This window comes from Georgenia sunbinii, from assembly GCF_036421875.1.
GTDB lineage: Bacteria > Actinomycetota > Actinomycetes > Actinomycetales > Actinomycetaceae > Georgenia_B > Georgenia_B sunbinii.
Map to the genome: position 1 here is coordinate 73,022 of NZ_JAZGOL010000007.1, position 24,912 is coordinate 97,933.

Consider the following 24,912-nt stretch of genomic DNA (forward strand, 5'->3'; position numbering starts at 1 on the left):
ATATCCGTGGGACGAGCAGGTCGGTGCTCGAGGAGCCGCGAGCCGCCAGCCGGGCGTCCCGGTGCGCCCACGGCTTGAGCGCCGGGGAGGAGCGGGGCTACGCTTCCTCGGCGCGTCGGCGGCCCGACGACGCTCTTCTCGGCACCGTCACGGTTGTTCGCACGATGCCTCCTGCCGCCCTTCGAGAAAGAGCCACGAGTGACGAGCACCGACACCCGAACGATGCGCGCCGGCTCACGACCGCCCAGCGGCACCTCGGCGTTCCGTCCCGACATCGAGGGGCTGCGCGCCATCGCCATCGGGCTCGTGCTGATCTACCACGCCGGCGTGAGGTTCCTCCCCGGCGGCTTCGTCGGCGTCGACGTCTTCTTCGTCATCTCGGGCTTCCTCATCACCGGCCTGCTGATCCGCGAGCTGGAGAAGCAGGGCCGGATCTCACTGCCGCGGTTCTACGCCCGCCGCGCCAAGCGGCTGCTCCCGGCGACGGGCATGGTGCTCATCGCCACGGCAGCCCTCACGTGGTGGTCCTCGTCCGCTGTCGACTGGCGGACGTTCGGCTGGGACATCGTCGGGGCGTCGGTCTACGTCGTCAACTGGGTGTTCGCGGGACGGGCCGTGGACTACCTGGCCGAGGACGTCGCGGCGTCACCGGTCCAGCACTTCTGGTCGCTGGCGGTCGAGGAGCAGTTCTACATCGTCTGGCCGCTGCTGCTCGTGGCGGTCGCCTGGCTCGTCCGGCGCCGCGCCCGGGCCACCCTCCGTCCGATGATGACGCTGGCGATCCTCCTCGTGATCGTCCCCTCGCTCCTCTGGTCGATCCACCTCTCGTCGAGCAGCCCTGACCAGGCGTTCTTCGTCACCACCACCCGGCTCTGGGAGCTCGGGATCGGCGCCCTGGTGGCGATCGGCGCCACCCAGTGGCACCGACTGCCACCACTGGTCGCGTCGACGGTGGGCTGGCTGGGGCTCGCAGCGATCGTCGCCAGCGGCTTCGTCATCACCGCGGAGACCACCTGGCCGGGGTATGCGGCCCTGCTGCCGACGCTGGGCACCGCCGCCGTGATCGTCGCCGGCTTCGTCCCGGGGGGCGGGCCGGCGCGGCTGCTGTCGTGGCGTCCGGCCGTCTGGCTGGGCGGGCTCTCCTACTCGCTGTACCTCTGGCACTGGCCCCTGCTCACCGCCGCCACCGCGATGTGGGGCGACCTCGGCGCGAAACGGGGGCTGCTCGTCGTCGCGATCGCGTTCGTGCCGTCCTACCTCAGTCTCCGTTTCATCGAGAACCCCATCAGGTTCTCCGGCACGGTCGCGCGCTCCAACTCCCTGGCCCTGTCGATGGGGGCGAACTTCTCCCTCATCGGTGTCCTCGCCGGTCTCGCGCTCGTGCTCGCCGTGCCGGGCGCGCCCCCCGCCGGCACCGGCGCCGGCCCGACCGCCGGGGCCGCCGCGCTCGACGAGGTCGGCGCCGATCGCTCGACCGGGCCCGGCTCGGTCGCCTCCCTCGCTGATGTCACGGCGATCACTCCGGCGGCGGTCGACGCTCCGGAGGACGTCCCCGTCGGCTACGCCGACGAGTGCACGCTCGACGTGCTCGAGGCCGGGCTGACGACGTGCGAGTACGGCAACCTCGACGGTGGCACCGTCATCGCTGTCGTCGGTGACTCCAAGATCTTCCAGTGGCAGTCGGCGCTCGACGCCATCGCCGTCGAGAACGACTGGCACCTCGTGTACTACCTCAAGTCGGCCTGCGCGCTGAGCTCGGCCCCGCAGGTGGCGCGCGGCGTGGTCAACGACAGCTGCACCGAGTGGAACGGCACCGTTCTCGACGCGATCACCGAGCTCGGGCCCGACGTCGTCGTCACCTCGCAGCGGCACGGCGTCGCACCGGTGAGCCCGGCGGACCCCGCGGAGCGGTCCGCGCAGGCGATGGAGGACGGTCTGGTCGACGTCTGGGAGCAGCTGGCGGCACTCGGGATCCCGGTCGTCGCGGTCCTCGACAACCCGTCGCCGCCCATTCACGTGTACGAGTGCGTGGCGGACAACCCGGGCGAGCTGGAGCGGTGCACCTTCGACCGCGACGAAGGGATCGCCGACAGCGCGGCACCCACCCAGCGGGCCGCCGCGGAACGCGTGTCGACGGCGCATGTCGTCGACCTCACCGACTGGCTCTGCCCCGCTGACCAGTGCGTCCCCGTCATCGGGGACGTCCTGCTCTACCGCCAGGGCACGCACCTGACCGACACCTACGTGCGGACCCTCACCCCGATGCTGGCCGACGCGCTCGTACCGCTGGTGGGCGAGCTCACCTCGGGGCCATAGCGCGCTGCCGGCTCCGGTCAGGACACCGTGATCTGCAGCGTGTTCGACCGGTGCCCGCCCGGCCGCCACTGCACGCTGTGCTGTCCCGCCTCGTCGAAGGTGTACTGGGTGATCTCGTAGTTCGCGTCGACCCCCGGTCCGGGCACCGCACGGCCGTCGTAGTCCGCAGGGGCGAGCGGGTCGACGTCGTCGGCGGGCTCCGTGACGAGCTCGTCGTCGACGTGCTCGCCGGTGACCGCCTTGGGGCCCATGACGTAGAGCGGGGCGTCGGCACTGACGGACTCGCAGACGTGGATGATCCGCACCGGTTCCCCGACGCCGTAGCTGGTGCTCCGGGTGAGGAGCGTCAGCCGGTACCCGTCGATCACCGGGCCTCGATCGGCCGAGGGACCGTACGACTCGAGCACCCGTTGGTCCGCGGCCGGTGCGGGGACGAGGGTGTCGCCGTCGCGGACGACGAGGTTGTCGCCCTGCCCGCTCATGTCGGTGTGATCCATGCCTACCCCCGCTGTCGGAACGTCGCGCCTGGGCTCATGGTCGCACCGTCACCTCGTCGGACTGGAGCGCCGACGGCCCAGCGGTGGTGGTGAACCCGCCGACCGTCACCGCCCTCGGGCTCTTCTCGACCCGGAACTTGATCTCGGTGCCGTTGACCGTGATGAACCGGCGGATGAGGTAGCCGGAGGCAGGGACCGCTTGCGGCGTGGTGATCCCGGCCGCGGGCGCCGTGAAGCTATCGAGCTGCTCGAAGTCCTGGGTACCGTTCCCGCCGTGGTTGTCCGCGAGGTTGACGATCTGCGCCTTCCCCGACGAGTGCCGGTCCGGCGGGATCGGGTGCCCGGGCATGTACCCGCTGGTGTTCCCGGGCCCCGGGACCTCGCCCAGGTAGGAGCCGGTGTGGTTGAGCGACGGGCTCACCTGCTCGCTGTCCTGCACCGTGGCCATGTCCGCATCGACACCGGACGAGGATGTCAGCGTGATGTCGATCGACATGCCGGCGGCCGTCGCGGTGTTGATCGGGCGGTGGCCGGGCCCGTTCCGCACCGCGATCGGGACCGGGGCGGTCGGTGCCGCCGCGCCGTCACCGCCGCCGAGCAGCGCGCCGATCCCGCCGCCGACCGCAGCCCCGGCGAGGCCTCCGGCGAGCGCGCCCAGCGGTCCGCCGAGCAACCCGCCGGCCACCGCACCGACCCCACCACCGATCGCGGCCCCCAGGAGGCCGGCCACCGGCCGGTCATTGACGGCCACGCCCTCGTCAGCCGCGAGGCCACGACCGTTGCTCACCGCCGAGGCGGCGGCCGCCGGCTGCGCCAGGGCTGGCTGCCGCGAGGAGAGCGTGCTCTCACGGTGCTGGACAGAAGACCCCAGGCCGGGCACGGCGACCCAGCCCTCGCCGCCGCCGGAGCCGAGCATGCCTGCCACCGCACGGTTGCCGGCCGACCGCTGCAGAGCCAGCAGGTGGGCGGCGCCGGTGGACGCCGTCGGCAGCTGCTTCGTGCCCGCCGGCGTGGCCGGGTGTGCACGTTGACGTTCCTCGAGATGCTTGAGCTCCATGACGATCCCCGCGTCCCAGCGTGATCCACAGCAGGTTCCAGTCTGTGGCACGCGCCGCTGCCTGGCGGCGCGGCGAGGGCAGCGCCCGGGTCGTGCGGGCGTGCCCGAGTCGCACCCGGACGCTGCCTGATCGCGCACCGCGCCCGCCCATCTACCAGCGCCGTCGCCACTGCCGCACCCACAGCTCGCACCCCCGCGTCGAGCCGAGCCGGACCCCGCGGCACGGTGGCATCGGGTCGGGGTACGTCGCGTCCTCTACGTAGATCGTCCCGTCCTCCTCCTCATGCTCCTTCTCCGGGATCCAGTGCTCCGGCGCGGGCTCGAAGGCGTTGAGGAAGACCTCGCAGTCGCAGTACCCGCCGGCCTGGCCGAGCCGTCGCTCCAGCGCCGTGGCTCGCGGTGCACGCAGGTCCCGGTAATGACGGATCCAGCGGGGGCCGGTGCAGCCGTACTCCAGCATCCGGTAGACGTAGCAGAGCAGGCACTCGGCCGGGTAGGGCTCGGTGAGCCCGGCCGCGAGCTGGCGCAGGTGCTGTTCCGTATCGTCCACCAGCGGGTTCGTCGCCATGCCGACATCGCACCACGAGCCGCTGACATCGGGCGGTCGGTGAGCGCCCGCTAGCATCGCCACGTGCCTGCCCGCCCCCGCGTCCTCGTGGTCTCCTTCTCGCCGATCCACTCCGACGCCCGTGTCCTGCGGCAGCTGTCCGTGGTCGCGCGCCGTGCCCACGTGACGACGATCGGTTACGGCCCGCGTCCCGCCGGCGCCGACGAGCACCTTCAGCTGCCCGACGGCGCGTCGTCCTTGCCGCAGACGGCCCGCGGTGTCGCGCTGCTCGCCGCCCGTCGCTGGCGGGCCGCCGAGCTTGCCGCACCGGCGAGCCGGCACGCCCTGCGGCTGGCCGCGGGTCGCTCCTGGGACGCCGTCGTCGGCAACGACGCGCGGGCGCTGCCGGTGGCCCACCAGCTCGCGGGCGGCGCGCCGGTGTGGGCGGACCTGCACGAGTGGGCGCCCGAGGAACGCACCCACGTCCTCTCCTGGCGGCTGCTCGTCGCCCCGCTGATGGACCACCTGTGCCGCACCTACCTGCCTCGCAGCGCCGCGACGACCACCGTCGCCGGCTCCATCGCCGAGCTCTACGCCGAGCGGTACGGCGTGCTGCCCGCGGTGATGCGCAACGCCGCCCCGTGGGCCGACCTCTCCCCCACCGCCGTCGACGGCGCGACGATCCGCCTCGTGCACTCCGGCGGCGCCGTCCCGGGCCGCAACCTCGGGGCGATGATCGACGTCGTCCTCGCGCTCGGCGACGGCTACTCCCTCGACCTCTACCTCATGCCGGCCGGCGACGGCGGCCGGTACCTGCGCGCGCTGCAGGACCGGGCGCAGGGCCACCCGGGCATCACCTTCCACGACCCGGTCGCGCCCGACGAGCTGCCGGCGACCCTCAACGCGTACGACGTCGGCGTGTTCTGGATCCCGCCGTTCAACACCAACGCCCGGCTGACGCTGCCGAACAAGCTGTTCGACTTCGTCCAGGCTCGCCTCGCCGTCGCCGTCGGGCCGACGATGGAGATGGAGCGGGTGGTGCGTGAGCACGACCTCGGCGTCGTCGCCGCGGACTTCTCCGTCGAGTCCTGCGCGGCGTCGCTGCGGTCACTGTCCCGCGCGGACATGGCGCGGTTCAAGGAGCACTCCGACGTCGCCAGCCGCGCGTTGAGCTTCGAGGCCGAGGCCGCCGTGGCCGACGGGATCCTCGACAGGATGCTGCCCTGACCCGCCGGCTCCCTCGACGAGCTGACCGACGACGCCGGCGCGCGCGAGCTCGGAACTTCTGGTGACGCCGCTACGTCGTCGCGTTGAACACGAGCATCCCGAGGACGATGCCGATGATCGTCGCGACAATCGCGATGATGAGTGCGATCTTCGCGAGCCGCTCCTTGCGAGCAAGACCGATCGCCGCTGCGATGACCGCCGCGATCCCGAAGAAGATCGGGAACAAGAACAGCGAGATCGCCGATAGGACGAACGAGACGATCGAGAGGACGTTCGAGTCCGTCCGCGCACCACCGGCACGGTTCATTCCGGATTGACTGTCTTGTGTCATGACGCTCCTTTGCGTAGACCTGGCCACTCACGAGCAGGGATGCTGCGAATGGTCTGCTTGGACCCTGGCACGAGCGCAGTGCCGCGGCAACTGCACGCCCCGCGGCTACCGGCGCCCGAGCCCCGCGAGCGCCGCCTGCTCGGCGAAGTCCGGCACCTGGGCGACGACCTCGTCGAAGCTGCCCTGGGCCACCAGTCGGCCGTCACGCAGGAAGAACACGATGTCGGACTCGCGGATCGTCGCCAGCCGGTGCGCCACTGTGATGACGGTGACGTCCCCGTGGAGCGCGTGGATCGCACGGGTGACCGCCGCCTCGGTGGTGGTGTCCAGCGCGCTGGTGGCCTCGTCCATGACGAGCACGCGCGGGTCGTTGTACAGGCCGCGGGCGATACCCAGCCGCTGGCGCTGGCCGCCGGACAGCGCCACGCCGCGCTCCCCGATCCGGGCATCGATGCCGCCCTCGCGGGCCTCGATGGTCTCGAGCAGCTGGGCGCGCTCGAGCGCCAGCCGCACCCGTGCGTCGTCGGCCTTCTGCCGCTCCCAGGTGAGGGCGACGTTCTCCGCGACGGTGGCGTCGAACAGCGAGACGTCCTGCGGCACGTAGCCGATCCGCCGCCGCCAGGACGCGAGCACCAGCTCGAGCCGCTCGCCGTCGACCTCGAGGTGGCCCGACGTCGGCTCGAGCAGGCCCAAAAGGATGTCCACCATGGTGGACTTGCCCGCCCCGGAGGCACCGACGAAGGCCACGTGCGCGCCGGCCGGGATCCGCAGGCTGACCCGGTCCAGCGCCGGGGTCTCGGCACCCGGGTAGGCGAAGGTGACGTCGTGCAGCTCGATGTCCGGGTGCTCGGCGGTGAGCTCGTGCTGGGGCCGCTCGGCCGCCTGCTTGGCGAGCACCGCCTCCGAGCCGTTGATGTCGGAGATCACCTGCCGGGTGTAGGCGGCGTTGGAGTTCACCGTGGACTGGACGGTTTGCATCCGGGTGAGCGAGGGGACGAGCCGGAAGCCGGCGACGCCGAACATTCCGACGGCGGCGATGGCCCCCGCGGCCCCGCCGGTGAGGTATCCGACCCCCGCGATGAGCGCGAAGCCGATGATGAGCGCCGTCTCCAGCACGTAGCGCGGCACCTGGCCGAGGAAGTTCGCCTCAGCCCGTGCCCGGGACGAGTGGCCACGGGTGACGTGGACCCGGTCCTGGACGTCCCCGGTGCGGCCGGCGAGCGTCACCTCCTTGAGCGCGCCGAGCGCCTCGGAGAGGACCCGCACGGTGCGCTGGGACCAGTTCCGGTTCTCCCGGCCGCTGGCCACCGCGCGCGGTGAGATCACCCCGGCGAGCAGCAGTGCCACGAGCGCGAGGTAGACGATGGTCACCGCCGCGATGAGCGGGTCGAACACGAACAGCGCGACGACGATCGCCACCAGGGTGCCGGCCTCGCCGAAGAGCGTCATCGTCGGGATGAGCACCCCGGCCACCGTGACGCCGACACCGACGTCGACCATCCGGGTGAGCTCGGAGGTGTTCTTCGACAGCCGGTCGGACCACGAGGACGCCAGGTAGGCCGCGAGGAGACGGTCCCCGATCGCCACCTCGTGGCGGGCGAATCGGCGGGTCGCGATCCGCAGGAGGACGACGGCGAACACGCCCTTGAGGATGATGAGGACGCATGCGGTCACCAGGGCGGTGACCTGCCCACCCGTGGTGGTGAGGTCCCCGATGAGTGGTAGCGACACCGTGCTGTCGCTGAGCACGGACTGCAGCAGGGTGGCGATGAGGCCCAGCGCGACGAGGTCGAGCAGCGCGAGTGCCGCGGTGAGGATCCCGTAGACGAGCAGGAAGCGCCGGCTGCCGTCAGGGAGCACCTTGAGCAGCGGGCGAACGATGCTCAGTACGTTCCTCACGCTGGCGACTATACGGTGCGGGCTGTGAGCGGTGCCCTACTCGAGACCCTCCATGTTCGTCGTGTGTCCGCCGAGCACGGTGCCGCCGTCCACCGGCAGCGTGTGACCGTAAATGTCGGAGGACCTGTCGGAGGCGTGGGGCCCGTGCCTGCTGGCACGAGCCCCACACAACCGTTACCGGTCGACGTCCGCTGACTCAGAGAGGCCGGCGGACACCGAGGGTGTCGATCCCGTCGCCGTCCCAGTCACCGACGTAGACCTCGTCTCCCTCGTGGCCGAAGGTCAGCACGGCGTCAGGGTCCCCACCACGCAGAGTGTTGTTCACGTAGTACGTCCGGCCCCGCTGGATGGTGAAGGTGTCCTCGCCATCACCGTTCCAGTCGCCGGCCAGGGTGACGTCCCCCTCGCGGCCGTAGGCGAAGGCCAGGTCCGCGTCACCACCACTCAGCGAGTTGTTCACGTGGAAGGTCGCACCCCGGCGCACCGTGAAGGTGTCGCTCGCGTCACCGTTCCAGTCACCGACGAGGACCTCGTCATCGGCACGGCCGTAGGTGAAGACGACGTCGGCCCAGCCGGGAATCAGCTGGTTCTTCACGTGGTACTCGGCTCCGCGGCGCACCGTGAAGGTGTCCCGCCCGTCGCCGTCCCAGTCACCCACGAGGATATCGTCCCCCGGGCGGCCGTAGGTCAGCACGTAGTCGGCCTCACCACCGCGGAAGGAGTTGGACACGTGGAACTGGTTGCCCTTGCGCACGGCGATCGTGTCGTGGCCGTCGCCGTCCCAGTCACCGATGAACACCTCGTCAGCGAACTTCCCGTAGGCGAGGACCAGGTCAGTGGTCCCCCGCCAGGAGTTGCTCAGGTGGAACTGGCCGGTGCGACCGTTCTCCCGGTAGAGCTCGACGGTGCCCAGCAGGTGGATCTGGGGCTCGTCCTCCCCTGCGTGGTGCAGCAGCAGATGGACGTCCCAGAGGCCCAGGTCCTCCAGCTCGGAGTAGTCGAGCGTGCCCTCGTAGGTGTTCTCTGGGATGCCCGGCCCCTCCACCGGCTCCATCTCCACCGGGCCGACGGAGACGCTACCGTCGTCGTCGCCCGCAGGGTCGGAGGCGAGCTCGACTCTCTCCACCACGGCGTCACCCGTGGTGATGACGGTGGCTCTCACGGTGAGCTCGGGGTCCTCCGAGACATTGAGCCGGTCGGGGATCTCTACCGTCTCGACGTCGGACGGGCCCGGCGGTTCCAGTGCCTGGGCGGAGGCTGGGACGAGTGCGACCGTCGCCATCCCGACGGCCGCGATCGCGGCCAGGCTCACCCGTGTTCGTGCATGGTTGCGGATTGTCGGTGACATACCCGCATCCCCCCCTATCACTTGGAATCAGCCACAGCTCCTGCGGCCTCGGCCAGTGTGACAGGGCTCACAGTGCGATTCACGCTGATAAATCCCGGCTGGAGGCTGGCGACATCGGCGTAGGACTCCGGATAGCGCGTCAAGCTCGCGTCTGCGGTAGCGCGGACGGCGGGAGCCGAGCTACGGCACCCGCGGTGCGTCGGCCAGTGCCTGGACGACACGGGCAGCCGCATCACCATGGCCGTAGGGCGCGGCGTCGGTCGCGGGCGGCGCGGGACGAAACGCGTGTGCGGCAACGTCGGTGAGCTCGCCGTCGAGCACGTTCCAGCCGAGCTCGACCGTCTCGACCCATTCGGTCTCGTGACGCAGGGTCGTGCACGGGACTCGGAGCAGGAATGCCTCCTTCTGCAGGCCGCCGGAATCCGTGACAACGCCGGCCGAGCGAGCGACGAGGTCGACCAGTCGCGGGTATGACTGCGGCGGCAGAACCGTGATCGCCCCCGCCTCGAGGGCGATGCCGGCGGCGGCGGCTCGGTCCCGCAACCTGGGGTGAGCGAGGAGGAGGACCGGCCGAGACTGCGCCGCGAGGGCACCGATGATGGTCGCGAGGCGGTCGGTGTGGTCAGTGTTCTCGGCTCGATGGATCGTCGCGACGAGGTAGTCGCCGTCACTGACCGAACCGGGCAACGGCACCTGGTCCTCCGCACCGAGTGCGTCCCGGACGCGGTAGAGGACATCCGTCATGACATCGCCGACCAGGATGGTCCTCGCGCCCAGTCCTTCAGTCTGCAGGTGCCCGACAGCCACGGCTGTCGGGGCGAGCAGCAGGTCGGCCGCGTGGTCGGTCATGACCCGGTTGTGCTCCTCGGGCATGCGCCGGTTGAACGAGCGCAGGCCCGCCTCGAGGTGAGCCACCGGCTGGTGGATCTTCACCGCCGCGAGGACGGCGGCCAAGGTCGAGTTCGTGTCACCGTAGACGAGGACCCAGTCGGGGCGGTGCTCGAGCATGGCGCGCTCCAGCCCGGGGAGCATCGCACCCGTTTGCTCCGCGTGGGAGCCGGACCCGACACGGAGGTTGACGTCAGGTCGCCGGATGCCGAGGTCGGTGAAGAAGACGTCAGACAGGTCTGCGTCGTAGTGCTGTCCGGTGTGGACGATCACGTGCTCTTCACCGGCGGCCTCGAGCTCGCGGGCCACGGGTGAGAGCTTGACGAACTGGGGACGCGCTCCGACGACGCTGAGGACCTTCACATGGTCACCCTACTGATGTGGGCTGCGGACTCGGCTCAGCCGTGCCACACCGAACCAGCAACCACGGGGAATGCCGTATCGGAGCGACGGCGCTCATAGGATGGTGCGTCGACCCGGACCCCCGGGTCTCAGCAGCACGTGGAAGGGACGAGCGTGGCGCGCACCATCCTCCTCGTGCTCTCGTTCTCGGTGGTTGAGCGAGACCCGCGTGTCCTGCGCCAGATCCGCCTCTTTCGTGACGACTACGACGTCATCACCTGTGGGTTCGGCCCTTCACCAGCTGGCGTCGCCGACCACATCCAGGTTCCTGACGAGCTGCGGAGCTGGCGTCCGAGCTTCAAGCCGGTGGCTCTCATGCTCGAGGCGCGCCTGCACCACCGGCTGTACTTCGGCGCAGCGAGGACTCGGTTCGTCCGGAGCGAGATAGCCCGGCGGGGAGGAGTGGACATCATCCTGGCCAATGACGTCCTGGCGGTCCCTCTCGCTCTCGCGCTTCACGCCCGGCGTGGTGTCCACGCCGACCTGCACGAGTTCGCCCCGGGTCAAGAAGTGACAGGTACCTGGGTACGACGTGTGAAGCCGTTCATGCAGTGGGCGTGCCGGACGTCGCTTTCTCGCGTGGCGTCGATCACCACGGTGAGTCCCGGGATCGCCGAGGAGTACCGCAAGCAGTTCGGGGTCGATGCGGACGTCGTGCCGAACGCCACCCGATATCGCGACGACCTCGAGCCGCGTCCGACGTCGGAACCGATCAGGGTCATCCATGCCGGTGCCGCGGGCCGGGTGCGGCGGCTCGAGGTGATGATCGACGCCGTGGCCCGGGTCAACGCCCGCACGCCCGGTCGCTTCGAGCTCGACCTCTACCTCGTCCCCGGTGATGACCGGTACATCCGCGAGCTCGCCGAGCGCGCGGGGGACACGGCAGTGACGGGTGTCGCGGTGCGCGAGCCGGTCAGCTTCACCGAGCTCGTGCCGACGATGCACCGTTACGACGTCGGTCTGTTCATCTGCCCCCCGACCACCATCAATCTCAAGCATGCCTTGCCGAACAAGGTCTTCGAGTTCGTCCAAGCCAGGCTCGCCCTCGTCGTGAGCCCGTCTCCCGCCATGGCGTCCCTCGTCCGCGAGCACGGCGTCGGCGTCGTGACCGACGGGTTCGAGGCGGCGGGTCTCGTCCGAGTGCTCGACGCCCTCGCTCCCGCCGACGTCGAGGCGTACAAGGCGGCGTCCCATGCCGCTGCCGAAATTCTCTCGGCCGAGGTGCTCTCGGCCCCGTGGCTCGACGCCATCTCGGCCCTGGACCGAAGCGGGACCACGAGCTCGTGATTGTCCGCACGAATGACCCCGCGTGCGTCGCGCCGCATCGACCACCACTCACTGGACGGATGATGACATGACCAGGCACCGGCTGCTGATCCTCTCGTTCTCGGAACTGAGGAGAGACCCGCGCGTACTGAGGCAGGTGGAGATCTTCGCCGAGCGGTACGAGGTCATCACGTGCGGCTTCGGACCGGCACCCGCTGGTGTGGCGGACCACATCGAGGTGCCGGCACGGCTGGCGCGCTGGCGCAGGAGCACCGTGGCGCTGGGCGCTCTCCTGGCTGCCCGGCGTCACCACCGGCTCTACTTCGGGTCGGAACGCATCGCGTTGGTCCTGCGCGAGGTGAGACGCCGCCCTCCTGTCGACCTTGTCATCGCCAACGATGTCCTCGCCGTGCCGGCGGCCGTCGAGCTCGCGCCGCGCGCTGGAGTCCATGCCGATCTTCATGAGTACTCCCCGCAGCAGGGAGACGGCGTCGTGTGGAAGGCCACCATCGCCCCCCTCATGCGGTGGGCCGTTCGCAAGTACGTCACGCGGGCCGCCTCGGTCACCACGGTCGCGCACGGTATTGCCGAGGAGTACAAGAAGAAGTTCGGCGTCGACGCGGACGTCGTGCCCAACGCCACCCGGTACCGCGACGACCTCGAGACGACGCCGACCGCGACGCCGATCCGGTTGGTCCACACCGGCGCGGCCGGCCGTGGCCGCCGGATCGAGGTGATGATCGACGCCGTGGCGCAGGTCAACGCCCGCACACCCGGTCGCTTCGAGCTCGACCTCTATCTCGTTGCTGGTGACGAGCGGTACATCCGCGAGCTCGCCGAGCGCGCGGGCGACGAGGCTGTGACGGGCATCAGGGTGCGAGAGCCGGTCGGCTTCACCGAGCTCGTCCCCATGATGAACACCTACGACGTGGGCATCCATGTCCTGCCGCCGGTGAGCTTCAACAACCACTGGGCGCTTCCCAACAAGGTCTTCGAGTACGTGCAGGCCCGGCTCGCCCTCGTCATCGGGCCGTCCCCGGAGATGGCCCGGCTGGTGCGAGCCCACGGCCTCGGTGCCATCGCCGACGGGTTCGGCGTCGAGGATGTCGCCGCTACGTTGGGCGCGCTCACGCCAGGCGCAGTGGACGCCTACAAGTCAGCGGCTCATCGAGCCGCTGAGGAGCTCGACGCCGGTCGGCTCTCCGAGCCGTGGGTGGATGCCGTCGAGGCGCTCCTCGACAGCTGACCATCCGCTGAGGTGGACGGCACGAGCATCACGACTCTCGCGGCTGCACCAGCACACGATGGTAGAGGCCGAGGAGCGCCTGCTCCTCACGCTGCCAGGTGAGCGCGGTCGCAGCGGAGCGCGCCGCCTGCCGGTAGGGCTCAGGGTCGTGCAAGAGCTCGGTGATCGTCCGCGCCATGTCCGCGGCCTCGACCTCGGTGGCGGAGGCTGGCACCTCACCGTCGTCGTCGGGGCGGACGAGCCCGAAGATCTCGCCCACTCCGTACCGCTCGACGATCTCGCGCGTGTCGGGCAGGTCGGCCGCGGCCACGGGGATACCGGCGTGGATCGCCTCGAAGAGCTTGTTCGGCAGCGAGTACTCGTAGGACAGGTAGGTGGGTCGGACGAACACGACGGACAGATCGGCATCGGCGAGCGCACCGGCGACCTCGTGCGGCGCGACCCTCCCGACGAAGTGGACGCGGCCGCTGACTCCGGCGCCGTCGACCAGCCCCCGCAGCACCGCGAGGTAGGCGGGGGTGCCGTAGCCGAGGACGACGAGGTGCACGTGCTCGGGCAGCAGGCGCAGTGCCGCGATGGTTTCCTCGAGCCCGCGGCTTGAGGTGATGCGCCCGCCGTAGGCGATGACCTGGTCCTCCGAGGAGAGCCCGGCGAGCCGACGTAGCCGGCCGTCCTGCGGCCCCACGGGCTCGCCGGCGGTCGGGATGTTGCGGACGAGGGTCGGGCTCTCACGGAGGCGGTAGGTGCGCTGCAGCCAGCCTGCGATCGACGGCGAGACCGTGATGACGCCATCGGCGCGACGGATGGCCCACCGTTCGATGAGCGCCTCGACATGCTTGCCCACCGGACGGTTGGTCACGTTGCGGTGGCGCCACAGCTCGTGGGAGTCGTAGATGAGCCGCGCACCGGTGCGGCGGGCGATGAGCCAGCCGGGAAAGAGTGTGTTGCCGTCATTGGCGTGGACGACGTCGGGCAGCCACCGGCGTCCGTCGCGCGCCGCCAACGCCAAGTAGTGGACGAGGATCGCGGTGCGGGCGACGCGGTCCACGCCGTCGAGGAACTTGGCGACAACGGCGCCTCGCACCGCGGGCCGAGGCGAGCGGCTCGCAACTGAGGGCACGGCGGGAACGGAGCGGGCGACCGCGGGGGGTTGACGCCGTTGCGCTGACAGCCGGGCTCGTGCGCGCTGCACAGCTTGCTTCAGGCGAGGGACGTAGGTGATGAACGCGGGCTCGCGCAGGCGTACGAGCTTCACGCCGTTCGGCAGGAGCACGGTGGTCGGGGGGGAGCCCTGCTGCAGACGCGCGACGGCGAGGATCCGCACCTCGGCACCTGCTTCGCGCAGCGAGTGGGCGGTCTTGAGCACCCGCGCGTCGGCGTGCGCGTCGTTGTACACGAGCATCGCGACCCGGCGGCCGGCGAGCGGGCCTGCTGCGACGCTCACCGGGCCACTGCCTCGATCGCGGCAACCGCGCGCTCGGCGACCTGCCTCGCTGAGACGTGCTCGGCGGCCCACCGGGCACGGCGGTGACGCTCCTTCGACTCACCCTTGCTCGCGCCGTCGGCGTCGTCGAGCGCTGCGAGCATGGCGCGGGCAACGGCGTCGACATCGTGGTCGACCACCCAGCCGAGCTCGCCGTCGGCCACCAGCTCTCGGGCCGGGCCGACCCCCGCGAAGATCACCGGAGTTCCGCACGCCGCCGCGGCGTACACCTTCGAGGGGAACGCGAAGGCGTAGGGGCCCGGCAGCACCGAGGCCAGCGACGCGCGCGCGCCACGCAGCCATCGGGCGACCTGCTCGGGCGGCACGCGCGGCAGGAACGTCACCGCACCCAGCGGGAAGTCGCCCGTCTCGTCGCGCATCCTGGGGATGTCGCTGCCCTGCCCGATGAACACCAGGCGCGCATCGGGCCGTTGCTCGATGACCTGTGGCATCGCACGCGTGAAGACGTCGGCGCCGTGCACCTCCGAGGCCGTCCCGGTGTAGACGAGGTAGGGCGGTTCTGCGGGCTCCGCTACCCCGGTCGGGCTGAAGGTCGTGACGTCGATCCCGTTGCCGACGACGCTCGCCCGGGCGCCGACGCCCAGGTCGGTGAGCCGCCGGGCCACGCCGGCCGACGTCGCGAGGACGGCGTCACCCGACCGCAGCACCCGCCGCTCGACCACCCGCAGCACGCGCTCGACGATCCCTGGCATCCCGGCGGTGCGCACGGCGTCGGACCAGATGTCAGCGGCGTAGTAGACCATCGGGACACGGCGCAGCCGGCTCCAGACGGCGGCGACGACGCCGGTCGTCGGCGGCGGCTCGACGACGACGACGTCGGGACGGCGGGTGAGGAGCAGCCGCAGCGCCAGCGGGAGGTCGAAGCTGAGGTACTGGACGTAGCCCCGGACGTAGCCGTCGGCGTCGCGCAGCACCGGCCAACGCTTGACCCGGACGCCGGTGGGCGGCCGGTAGCGGTCCTGCTCCGGCGCCGTCGTCGTCAGTACCGTCACCCGGTGCCCCCGTTCGGCGAGGGTCTCGACGAGCGAGGCGAGCCGCAGCGAGGCGGCGGCGGGCTCGGGGGCGAAGATGCGCGTGACGACGACGACGTGCAACCCCACACCCGCCTCCCGCCCGATGACCTGACGGAGTCAGCGTATCGGTGCGGTGGACAACTCAGCTCTCGGCGACAAGTCTGCTGTCGGCGGTGGGGTGGGCTAGGAGCAGGCGCGGGCGAAGCGCTGGGTGTTGTAGATCATGTCGCCGGCCTCGACGGTCCCGACAGACACGTGGGTGTTGCTCGGGTTGAGGATGCCGGCGCGGTGGACGGCAGAGTTCATGTACCAGTCCATGGCCACCCGCGGGTCAGGGGTGGTGCCGCGCTGGAAGGTGCGCACGATGTGCTCGCCGCCGGGGTTGCAGCCCGCCGCCCGGACGTCGGCGTGGATGGTGTCCCTGTCTGCGTGCTGGATGACCTGCCGCTGCGCCATCCACGTCGAGTGGCGCAGCGCGCCGTCCCGCAGCGCCGGCCAGTGCCGCACCGGCGCGACGCCGACGGCCGCGCGCTCGGCGTTGATGAGCTCGACCATCCGGGCGTCGTACTCGGCCATCCCGCTCACCGGTGCCTCGGTGGGCCTCCTGTCGGTGCTGCGCACGCCGATGGTGTCGGTGCCGTTGCCGTCCCAGTCACCGACGAGCGCCGCGTCCGCCGCCCGGCCGTAGCGCATCACGGTGTCGGCGTCGCCGCCGGCGATGGTGTTCTTCACGAGGAAGGTGTCCCCTCGACGGACACCCAGCGTGTCACCGCGGCGGCCGTCCCAGTCACCGACGAGCACGACGTCGTCGGCGCGGCCGTAGTCGACGACGGCGTCGGCGTCGCCACCGGCGATGACGTTCTTCAGGTGGTACACGCTGCCGCGCCGGACCCCGAGGGTGTCGACACCGTCGCCGTCCCAGTCGCCGACGATGACGACGTCGTCCGCACGGCCGTAGGTGATGACGGCGTCGGCCGGGCCGCCCGAGAGGCTGTTCTTCAGGTGGTAGCTGTCGCCGCGGCGGACCGCCGGGGTGTCGACGCCGTCGCCGTCCCAGTCGCCCATGAGCACCGTGTCGCCGTCCCGGCCGTACGTGATGACCTGGTCAGCGCCACCGCCGGAGAGGTCGTTCTTCACGTGGTAGGTCGCCCCACGGCGCACCGCGAGGGTGTCGGCGCCGCTGCCGTTCCAGTCGCCGACGTACACGCGGTCGTCGTCGCGCCCGTAGCTGACGGACTGGTGCGTCACCCCGGTCCACCCGTTGGTCAGGTGGTACTGCTGCCCCGGCCCCTCGACCTCACCGCCCTTGGCTGACGCCGGCGCCGCCGCCGTCAGCAGTGCCAGTGTGATCCCGGTCGCCAGTACAGCTTGGTGACGCTTCGCCATGAGTCCCCCGTTTCCGCCGCGGCCCGTCCGCGGCACCCACGTCAGATGTTACGGAACGGTCACGGCCTGGCAACAGAACGAGACGCACCTCTCCGCCCTGGTTGGCGGAGAGATGCGTCTCGGTGTGCTAACCCACCGTGGACAAGTCTGCTCTCGCGGACAAGTCTGCTGTCAGCGACGGGGGTGGGGGGTCAGCGGGTGGAGAAGGCGGCGTCGAAGGCGGCGTCGGACGGCTTGAAGGAGAGCTTCTTGACGAACTCCAGCGCCTCCGGGGCGCCGACGAGGCGGTCCATCCCGGCGTCCTCCCACTCGACCGAGAGCGGACCCTCATAGCCGATGTGGTTGAGCATCCGGATGGCGTCCTCCCACGGCACGTCGCCGTGACCGGTGGAGATGAAGTCCCAGCCGCGGCGCGGGTCTGCCCACGGCAGGTGCGAGCCGAGCCGGCCGTTACGGCCGTTGACCAGGCGCCGCTTGGAGTCCTTGCAGTGGACGTGGAAGATCTTGTCGCGGAAGTCCCACAGGAAGCCGACCGGGTCGAGGTCCTGCCAGGTGAAGTGCGACGGGTCCCAGTTGAGACCGAACGCGTCGCGGTGACCGATCGCCTCCAGCGTGCGCTGCGTGGTCCAGTAGTCGTACGCGATCTCCGAGGGGTGGGGCTCGAGGGCGAACCGCACACCCTCCTCGTCGAACACGTCGAGGATCGGGTTCCAGCGGTCCGCGAAGTCCCGGTAGCCCGCCTCGATGAGCTCCTCGGAGACCGGCGGGAACATCGCCACGTACTTCCAGATCGCGCTGCCGGTGAAGCCGGTGACGGTCTTGACGCCGAGACGGGCCGCCGCGCGGGCGGTCATCTTCAGCTCCTCGGCGGCGCGCTGGCGCACGCCCTCCGCGTCGCCGTCGCCCCAGATCCGGTCCGGCAGGATGTCGCGGTGCCGCTGGTCGATCGGGTCGTCGCAGACCGCCTGGCCCTTGAGGTGGTTGGAGATCGCGTAGACCTTCAACCCATTCTTCTCGAGGATGTCGAGGCGGTTCTTGACGTAGGCGTCGTCCTCCGCGGCACGCCACGGATCGAGGTGGTCGCCCCAGGAGGCGATCTCGAGGCCGTCGTAGCCCCACTCGCCAGCGAGCCGGGCCACCTCCTCGAAGGGCAGGTCGGCCCACTGGCCGGTGAAGAGCGTGATCGGTCGTGCCATGTCCAGCTGCTTCCTCTCATCAAGGGGCCAGGCGGCCCCGGGGCTACCTAGTTGCTCTGCGCCGCCCGGTCGTCCGTCGCCGCCGTCGGCACCGTGGTGAAGGTGCCGTCGGCCTCGTGGGACTTCTCGACGGCGTCCAGCACGTGCTGGACGTGCAGACCGTCCTCGAAGGACGGTGTCGGGTCCTCGGACCTGGCGATCGCGCCGACCAGGTCGACAACCTGGTGGACGAAGCCGTGCTCGTAGCCCAGCCCGTGACCGGGGGGCCACCAGGCCTCGAGGTAGGGGTGGTCGGGCTCGGTCACGATGATCCGGCGGAAGCCGGCGGTGCGGCCCTCGTCGGCGGCGTCGTAGAGCTCCAGGACGTTCATGTCCTCGAAGTCGAAGGCGATCGAACCGGTGGAGCCACTGATCTCGATCCGCAGCGCGTTCTTGCGCCCCCAGGCGACCCGGGTGGCTTCGAGGATGGCGGGGGCGCCGCTGGCGAGCCGGGCGGTGAACAGCGCGGTGTCGTCCACGGTCACCGGGCCTCGCTCGGTGCCGCCGGTGCCGCGCAGCCCGCTGAAGCTCTCCGCGACGGGCCGCTCCCGGACAAAGGTTTCGAGCATGCCGGACACGCCGGCGAACCGCTGCCCGGTGATGAACTGGGTGAGGTCGACGATGTGGGCACCAATGTCGCCGAGCGCGCCGGAACCGGCACGCTCCTTGTCGAGGCGCCACGACAGCGGCGCGTTCTCGTCGGCGAGCCAGTCCTGCAGGTACTGCGCGCGCACCTGGCGGACCTCACCGATGCGCCCCTCCGCGACGAGGTCGCGGGCGAGCTTGATGGCCGGCACCCGGCGGTAGGTGAAGCCGACCATCGACCTCACGCCCTGCGCCCGTGCCTGCGCGGCAACCCTCGCCATGGTCTCGGCCTCGGCGACCGTGTTGGCCATCGGCTTCTCGACCAGCACGTGCTTACCGGCACGCAGCGCGGCCTCGGCGATCTCGGCGTGGGTGTCACCGGGGGTGCAGATGTCGACGACGTCGACGTCGTCGCGCTCGATCGCCCGGCGCCAGTCGGTCTCCACCGAGTCCCAGCCGAGCTGGCGGGCCGCGGCGGTCGCATTCTCCTCGTTCCGGCCCACGAGCACCGCCATGTGCGGGTCGAGCGGGAGGTCGAAGAATCGCGGGGCTACCCGCCAGGCTTGGGAGTGGGCACGCCCCATGAAGGCGTAACCGATCAGGGCAACACCGAGTCGCCGTCCGTCCTCACTCATCTGTACTGCTCCTTACAGGATGTGGCCGGCTGAAACCGGCGCGGGGGGGGGGGGGGGGGGGGGGGGGGCACCGCTCGTGGCTCAGGACTCGAAGGCCGAGTCGATGTACTGGTCGACGTTCTCCGCGGTCACGACGGGCGCGTAGAGCTGGACGAGGCGCGGGACCTCGTTCTCGACGAGGTCGGACATGCCCTTGCCCTGCGCGAGGAGACGGGCGAGGAGCACGCCGTCAGCGGCCTGGGTGGACGGGTAGACGACGGTGGCCTCGACGACCGAGTCCTCGGCCTGGATGAGCTCCATCATGTTGAGCGAGCCGGCGCCACCGACGAGGAAGAACTCGTCGCGGCCGGCGGCCTCGATGGCGGAGAGGACGCCGATGCCCTGGTCGTCGTCGTGGTTCCAGATGGCGTCGATCTGCGGCGCGGCCTGCAGCAGGTTCGAGGTGGTGGACTCGCCGCCCTGGACGGTGAAGTCAGCAGCAACGCGGTTGGAGACCTCGAGGCCGCACTCGGCGAGCCCGTCAGCGAAGCCCTGGCTGCGGTCCTGGGTGAGGGGCAGGCTGTCGATGCCGGCGATCTCGGCGATGACGGCGTCGGGGTTGTCGCCCAGACGCTCGCAGATGTACTCGCCGGCACTGATCCCCATGCCGTAGTTGTCACCGAGGACGGTGACACGGGCGGCGTTCGGGTCGGAGAACTCGCGGTCGACGTTGATGACCGGGATGCCGGCCTCCATCGCCTCGAGCGCGGCACCGGTCAGCGCGGCCCCGTCCGAGGGCACGATGACGATGGCGTCCACGCCGTCGTTGATGAAGGTCTGCATCTGGGTGATCTGCAGGCCGACGTCGTTCGTGCCCTCCGCGACCTGCAGGTCGATGTCGTCGTACTCGGCGGCGGTGTCCTGGGCCTGCCGGCTCATCGCGCCGAGCCAGCCGTGGTCGGGTGCGGGTGCGGAGAGGCCGATGGTGACGGTCTCGCCGACCTCGTCATTGCCGCCGGCCGCGGGCTCGGTGGCCTCACCGTTGCCGTTGCCGTTGCCGTTGTCGCTGTCGTCCGGCTCCTCGGTGTTGGAGGTGCAGGCAGCGAGCAGTGCTGCGGAGGCAAAGACGGCGACGGACGCGGTGACGCGGCGGCGCAGCTTCGTTGATGCGGACATGGGGGGTGTCTCCTTGGGTGAGGGGTAAATCGGATCTGAGGAGGCGACGAGTCGCCGGGAGGGGAAAGATGAGGGCGCCGGAGCGCCGGGCAGCGTGGCTAGCTTGAGCCACGGCTGGCGAAGCGCTGCTGGAGGAGGACGGCGATCACGATGATCGCGCCCTTGGCCAGCGACTGCGCCGAGGTGGAGAGGTTGTTCTGGATGAACAGGTTGGTGAGCGTGGAGAAGATGAGCACACCCAGCACGGTGCCCACGATCGTCCCGCGACCGCCGATGAGCAGCGTGCCACCGACGACGACCGCCGCGATGACGTCCAGCTCGTAGAGCATGCCGTTGGTGGAGGACCCGGACCGGGTGCGAGCCAGCATCGTGATGGCCGCGATACCGACCGCCGTGCCTCCCAGCGTGAAGACGTACATCATGTGGCGCTGCACCTTGATGCCGGCCAGCCGGGCGGCCTCGGGGTTACCGCCGACGGCGATGGTGCGGCGACCGAAGGTGGTGCGGTTGAACAGGATCCAGCCGAGCACGGCCACGACGACGAACATCCACACGATCACCGGCACACCGAGGATGTCGCCGCGCAAGGCGCTGAGGAAGGACTGGGAGTCGAGAAGCTGCGTCTGCCGATCGGAGATGATCTCCGCCAGGCCGCGAGCACCGACGAGCATGGCGAGGGTGGCGATGAAGGAGACCACCCGGCCGTAGGCGATGATGATGCCGTTGAGCAGACCGGCAGCCGCGCCGACGACCACCGCGGTGACCGCGATCAGGAGCCAGTGGGTGTCCTCGGCCAGGTTCTGGGTGGCGAGCGTGGTTGCCCAGACGGTGGCCAGGCCCAGGACCGATCCGACGGACAGGTCGATCCCGCCGGCGGTGATGATGAAGGTCATCCCGATGGCCATGATGCCGACCGTGGCCGCCTGGCTGAGGATGACCATGATGTTCGCCGAGCTCAGGAAGCTCCCGCCCGCTGTGACCACGCCTGCGACGCACAGGACGACGAGCGCGATGATGAGACCCAGGTTCCGGGCCAGGCCCGTGCCCCGCAGCCCCTGCAGGCCGGGGGCGCCCGACGTCGAGCCTCCCCCGGACCCGAGTTCGGTGCCGTTCGCCGGCAGCGCCGGGGAGCTGGCTGCGCCGGCGGAGGTACCGGACGCCTTCTTCTCACTCATGCGTGAGTTCCTTCCATGACGAGGTCGAGCACGCCGTGCTCGTCTATCTGGTCCGCAGGTCCCTGGTGGACCACGGCGCCGTCGGCGATGACGAGGACACGGTCCGCGAGACCGAGCACCTCCTCGATCTCGCTGGAGACGACGACGACGGCGGCGCCCTGGCGGGCGAGTTCGCGGATGAGGCCATAGATTTCGGCGCGGGCTCCGACGTCGACGCCCCGGGTGGGCTCGTCGAGGAGGAGGATGTCGCAGCCGTGGACCAGCCAGCGGGCGAGCATCGCCTTCTGCTGGTTACCGCCCGAGAGGGTACGGATGTTGCGGTTGGGATCAGCCGGCGCGAGGTGGAGCGCGGCGATCTGCTCACGGGCGACCTTGCGCTCGGCGCGCTCGTCAAGGAAGCCGCCGCGCGCGAAGCGGGCGAAGGTGGAGAGCGTGATGTTGCGGTAGATCGGTTCGTCGAGCAGCAGCCCTTGGCTCTTGCGCTCCTCGGGCGCCAGCCCGATGCCGTGGGAGACGGCACTGACGACAGATCCGGGCCGCAGCCGCTTCCCCTTGACCTTGACGGTGCCCGCCGACGAGCGTCGTGCGCCGTAAACCGTCTCGACGATCTCGGAGCGCCCGGCGCCGACGAGCCCGGCGAGGCCGACGACCTCCCCGGCGTGGACGTCGAAGTTGACGCCGGTGAAGACGCCCTCGAGGGCGAGGTCCTTCACCTCGAGCAGCACGTCACCGAACTCCTCGACGCCGGCGCCACCGAAGTCGCTCTCGATCCGCCGCCCGGTCATCAGCTCGATGAGATCGGCCGTGGAGGTGTCCGCCACGCTCAGGCCCGAGGAGACGGTACGGCCGTCCTTGAGGACGGTGATCCGGTCGCCGATGCGACGGATCTCCTCCAGACGGTGGGAGATGTAGATGATGGAGACGCCCTCGGCGGTGAGCGACTCCACCACGCGGAAGAGGTTGTCGACCTCCTCGGGGTCGAGGACCGCGGACGGCTCGTCCATCACGATCACCTTGGCGTCGTGGGACAGCGCCCTGGCCATCGAGACCACCTGCTTGCCCGCGGCCGAGAGCCGGCCGACCTCACGTCCAGGGTGGATCTCCGGGTGTCCGAGCCGGCGGAGGATGTCGCGGGTACGGGACATGACCTCGCCGTACCGCAGCACGCCACCGCGCGACAGCTCGTGCCCGAGGTAGATGTTCTCCGCAACGGTCAGTCCATCGACGACGTCGAGCTCCTGGTACATCGTGGCGATGCCCAGCTCGAGGGCGGCGGTGGGCGAGTCGATCGTCACCACATTGCCCTCCCACTGGATCTCACCGCTGTTGGGCTGGTGGGCTCCGGCGAGGACCTTGATGAGCGTGGACTTGCCCGCGCCGTTCTGCCCGAGGAGGCAGTGCACCTCGCCGGCGCGGACGTCGAAGTCCACGCCGTCAAGGGCCTTGGCGCCCGGGAAATGCTTGACGATGTCCACGACGCGCAGCAGAGGCGCCGAGGGGTCTTCTCTGACCATAACCACAACCTACGTTCCGGTTTTGTTGTATGTCAACTCTAATTGCAGTCCGACTCTACCGTGCTTTGGGCGGACACCAACCCAGACCGCCGGGCGCTTGATGGGAGCGCCGCGGGCCGTCGTGGCTGTGCCGGTCATGCTAGGCAGCAGTTATGGCATGCGTCAACCAAAAGTTGCTCCAGACATGGATGGTTACGTGAACGTGACCTATCGAAGGAGGGGTGGTTTACTTCGTCTATGTCTAGAGTCCTACCCGAGCTTGCCCCCCACGACGGCGTGCAGCGGCGGCGCGAGACGGACCCGCGCTCGGCGGGAACGCTCTTCCAGCTCGTCCGTGACGGCCGGCCACGCACCCGCGCCGATATCGCCAACGCCACCGGCTTCGCCCGCCCCACGGTCGCTGCCCGCGTCGATGAGCTGCTCACCGCAGGCCTCATCGTGCCGGCCGGCGAGGCATCGTCCACCGGTGGCCGGCCACCGGCGACCTTCGCCTTCAACCCGGGTGCGCGCGTGATCCTCGTCGCCGACCTCGGGGTGAGCCACTGCCGGTTGGCGATCACCGATCTCGCCTCGACGGTGGTGAGCGAGCGATCGTTGGAGATCGCCATCGGCGACGGCCCCGAGCTGGTCCTGGACTCGGTGGCCGCGGCCCTGATGTCGATGCTCGAGGACNACCGATCTCGCCTCGACGGTGGTGAGCGAGCGATCGTTGGAGATCGCCATCGGCGACGGCCCCGAGCTGGTCCTGGACTCGGTGGCCGCGGCCCTGATGTCGATGCTCGAGGACGTCGGCCGTCCACTGAGCGACGTCCTCGGCGTCGGGGTCGGCCTCCCGGGCCCGGTCGAGCACGACCTCGGTCGGCCGATCAGCCCGCCGATCATGCCGGGGTGGGACGGCTTCGACGTCCCCCGGCACCTCCAGCGCACCATTCCGGCACCGATCCTCGTCGACAACGACGTCAACATCATGGCGCTGGGCGAGCACGGGGCCCGCTGGCCGGACGTCGCGAACCTCATCTTCGTCAAGGTCGCCACCGGGATCGGCGCGGGGATCATCTCCGACGGCAAGCTGCGGCGCGGCGCCCAGGGCGCGGCCGGCGACCTCGGGCACATCGCGGTGCCCCGTGGCCGTCAGACGCCGTGCCGCTGCGGCAACCTCGGCTGCCTGGAGGCCTTGGCGAGCGGGCACGCCGTCGTCGAGACGCTCCGCAACCAGGGTTACGACATCGAGCGGACCGCGCAGATCGTCGACTTCGTGCGGGCCGGTGACACCACCGCGATGCAGACCGTCCGGCAGTCCGGCCGGGACATCGGCGACGTCGTCGCCGGCTGCGTGAACCTGCTCAACCCGTCGGTGATCGTCATCGGCGGCATCGTCTCGGAGGTCGGTGAGCACCTGCTCGCCGGTATCCGAGAGGTGGTCTACAGCCGTTCGCTGCCGCTGGCCACGCAGCACCTGCGGATCGTGGCCTCACAGACCGCCGGGCGTGCCGGCATCCTCGGCGCCTCGCAGATGGTCTCCCAGCAGGTCCTCTCGGCCGTCGCGATCGACGAGCTGCTCACCACGCACTGAGAACGACACACAACGGGTCCGCAGCCAGTGGCTGCGGACCCGTTGTCGTTCCGGTTCGATCGTCGCAGGACGCGGCGTCCCGTGGTGCGGCGTGGGGCCCGCAGCCGGTTGGC

At 70.4% G+C, this 24,912-nt stretch carries 19 protein-coding genes and 1 pseudogene; 5 read left to right on the forward strand and 15 right to left on the reverse strand.

Annotation, left to right across the window (positions count from 1 at the left end; genetic code table 11):
• Window positions 1-198: 198 nt before the first annotated feature.
• Window positions 199-2,316: an acyltransferase family protein gene (locus V2J52_RS15315; protein ID WP_331228600.1), complete on the forward strand. Its 2,118-nt coding sequence runs from the start codon at window positions 199-201 to the stop codon at window positions 2,314-2,316.
• Between the two features lie 17 nt (window positions 2,317-2,333).
• Here V2J52_RS15315 and V2J52_RS15320 read toward each other — a convergent pair whose 3' ends face one another.
• The 3 genes from V2J52_RS15320 to V2J52_RS15330 form a co-directional block, all read right to left on the reverse strand.
• Complete coding sequence (locus tag V2J52_RS15320) at window positions 2,334-2,798, reverse strand: hypothetical protein (protein WP_331228601.1); 465 nt, start codon at window positions 2,796-2,798, stop codon at window positions 2,334-2,336.
• 49 nt (window positions 2,799-2,847) lie between these two features.
• A complete protein-coding gene (locus tag V2J52_RS15325; RefSeq protein WP_331228602.1) occupies window positions 2,848-3,870 on the reverse strand; it encodes a hypothetical protein in 1,023 nt (340 codons plus the stop codon).
• A gap of 151 nt (window positions 3,871-4,021) precedes the next feature.
• On the reverse strand, window positions 4,022-4,438 hold the full coding sequence (locus tag V2J52_RS15330) for a DUF2695 domain-containing protein (RefSeq protein WP_331228603.1): 417 nt from the start codon (window positions 4,436-4,438) through the stop codon (window positions 4,022-4,024).
• Window positions 4,439-4,501: 63 nt separating this feature from the next.
• On the opposite strand from V2J52_RS15330, the gene V2J52_RS15335 reads away from it, so the two are divergent.
• Window positions 4,502-5,644, forward strand: a complete 1,143-nt coding sequence (locus tag V2J52_RS15335) for a glycosyltransferase family protein (RefSeq protein ID WP_331228604.1) — start codon at window positions 4,502-4,504, stop codon at window positions 5,642-5,644.
• A 70-nt stretch (window positions 5,645-5,714) separates the two neighbouring features.
• On the opposite strand, the gene V2J52_RS15340 is transcribed toward V2J52_RS15335, so the two are convergent.
• From V2J52_RS15340 to wecB, 4 genes are all read right to left on the reverse strand, one after another.
• The gene (locus V2J52_RS15340) at window positions 5,715-5,975 is read right to left on the reverse strand and encodes a hypothetical protein (protein WP_331228605.1); all 261 of its coding nucleotides are present in this window, start codon (window positions 5,973-5,975) and stop codon (window positions 5,715-5,717) included.
• A gap of 105 nt (window positions 5,976-6,080) precedes the next feature.
• The gene (locus V2J52_RS15345; protein WP_331228606.1) at window positions 6,081-7,874 is read right to left on the reverse strand and encodes an ABC transporter ATP-binding protein; all 1,794 of its coding nucleotides are present in this window, start codon (window positions 7,872-7,874) and stop codon (window positions 6,081-6,083) included.
• A gap of 196 nt (window positions 7,875-8,070) precedes the next feature.
• Complete coding sequence (locus V2J52_RS15350; RefSeq protein ID WP_331228607.1) at window positions 8,071-9,222, reverse strand: type 2 periplasmic-binding domain-containing protein; 1,152 nt, start codon at window positions 9,220-9,222, stop codon at window positions 8,071-8,073.
• A 180-nt stretch (window positions 9,223-9,402) separates the two neighbouring features.
• Window positions 9,403-10,473: a non-hydrolyzing UDP-N-acetylglucosamine 2-epimerase gene (wecB, locus tag V2J52_RS15355; protein ID WP_331228608.1), complete on the reverse strand. Its 1,071-nt coding sequence runs from the start codon at window positions 10,471-10,473 to the stop codon at window positions 9,403-9,405.
• Window positions 10,474-10,626: 153 nt separating this feature from the next.
• Here wecB and V2J52_RS15360 point away from each other — a divergent pair, with 153 nt between their 5' ends.
• Both V2J52_RS15360 and V2J52_RS15365 read left to right on the forward strand, forming a co-directional pair.
• Entirely contained in the window at window positions 10,627-11,799 is a 1,173-nt protein-coding gene (locus V2J52_RS15360; RefSeq protein WP_331228609.1) for a glycosyltransferase, read from the forward strand.
• A gap of 67 nt (window positions 11,800-11,866) precedes the next feature.
• Window positions 11,867-13,024, forward strand: a complete 1,158-nt coding sequence (locus V2J52_RS15365) for a glycosyltransferase family protein (RefSeq protein ID WP_331228610.1) — start codon at window positions 11,867-11,869, stop codon at window positions 13,022-13,024.
• A 28-nt stretch (window positions 13,025-13,052) separates the two neighbouring features.
• Here V2J52_RS15365 and V2J52_RS15370 read toward each other — a convergent pair whose 3' ends face one another.
• From V2J52_RS15370 to V2J52_RS15405, 8 genes are all read right to left on the reverse strand, one after another.
• Window positions 13,053-14,468, reverse strand: coding sequence for a glycosyltransferase (locus V2J52_RS15370; protein WP_331228611.1), 1,416 nt, complete (start codon window positions 14,466-14,468; stop codon window positions 13,053-13,055).
• On the reverse strand, window positions 14,465-15,628 hold the full coding sequence (locus V2J52_RS15375) for a glycosyltransferase family 4 protein (RefSeq protein ID WP_331228612.1): 1,164 nt from the start codon (window positions 15,626-15,628) through the stop codon (window positions 14,465-14,467). Before V2J52_RS15375 ends, V2J52_RS15370 begins: the two co-directional genes overlap by 4 nt.
• Before the next feature lie 96 nt (window positions 15,629-15,724).
• Complete coding sequence (locus V2J52_RS15380; protein WP_331228613.1) at window positions 15,725-16,927, reverse strand: CAP domain-containing protein; 1,203 nt, start codon at window positions 16,925-16,927, stop codon at window positions 15,725-15,727.
• Between the two features lie 191 nt (window positions 16,928-17,118).
• A complete protein-coding gene (locus tag V2J52_RS15385) occupies window positions 17,119-18,123 on the reverse strand; it encodes a sugar phosphate isomerase/epimerase family protein (protein ID WP_331228614.1) in 1,005 nt (334 codons plus the stop codon).
• Between the two features lie 47 nt (window positions 18,124-18,170).
• Complete coding sequence (locus V2J52_RS15390) at window positions 18,171-19,382, reverse strand: Gfo/Idh/MocA family protein (RefSeq protein WP_331228615.1); 1,212 nt, start codon at window positions 19,380-19,382, stop codon at window positions 18,171-18,173.
• An 81-nt stretch (window positions 19,383-19,463) separates the two neighbouring features.
• The gene (locus V2J52_RS15395) at window positions 19,464-20,537 is read right to left on the reverse strand and encodes a substrate-binding domain-containing protein (protein ID WP_331228616.1); all 1,074 of its coding nucleotides are present in this window, start codon (window positions 20,535-20,537) and stop codon (window positions 19,464-19,466) included.
• Window positions 20,538-20,635: 98 nt separating this feature from the next.
• Window positions 20,636-21,712 (reverse strand): ABC transporter permease, encoded by a 1,077-nt coding sequence (locus V2J52_RS15400; RefSeq protein ID WP_331228617.1) that lies wholly within the window; start codon window positions 21,710-21,712, stop codon window positions 20,636-20,638.
• On the reverse strand, window positions 21,709-23,226 hold the full coding sequence (locus V2J52_RS15405; protein WP_331228618.1) for a sugar ABC transporter ATP-binding protein: 1,518 nt from the start codon (window positions 23,224-23,226) through the stop codon (window positions 21,709-21,711). The genes V2J52_RS15400 and V2J52_RS15405 overlap by 4 nt, the downstream gene beginning before the upstream one ends.
• 237 nt (window positions 23,227-23,463) lie before the next feature.
• Here V2J52_RS15405 and V2J52_RS15410 point away from each other — a divergent pair.
• Window positions 23,464-24,799: pseudogene (locus V2J52_RS15410) on the forward strand (ROK family transcriptional regulator).
• The last annotated feature ends 113 nt before the right edge of the window (window positions 24,800-24,912 follow it).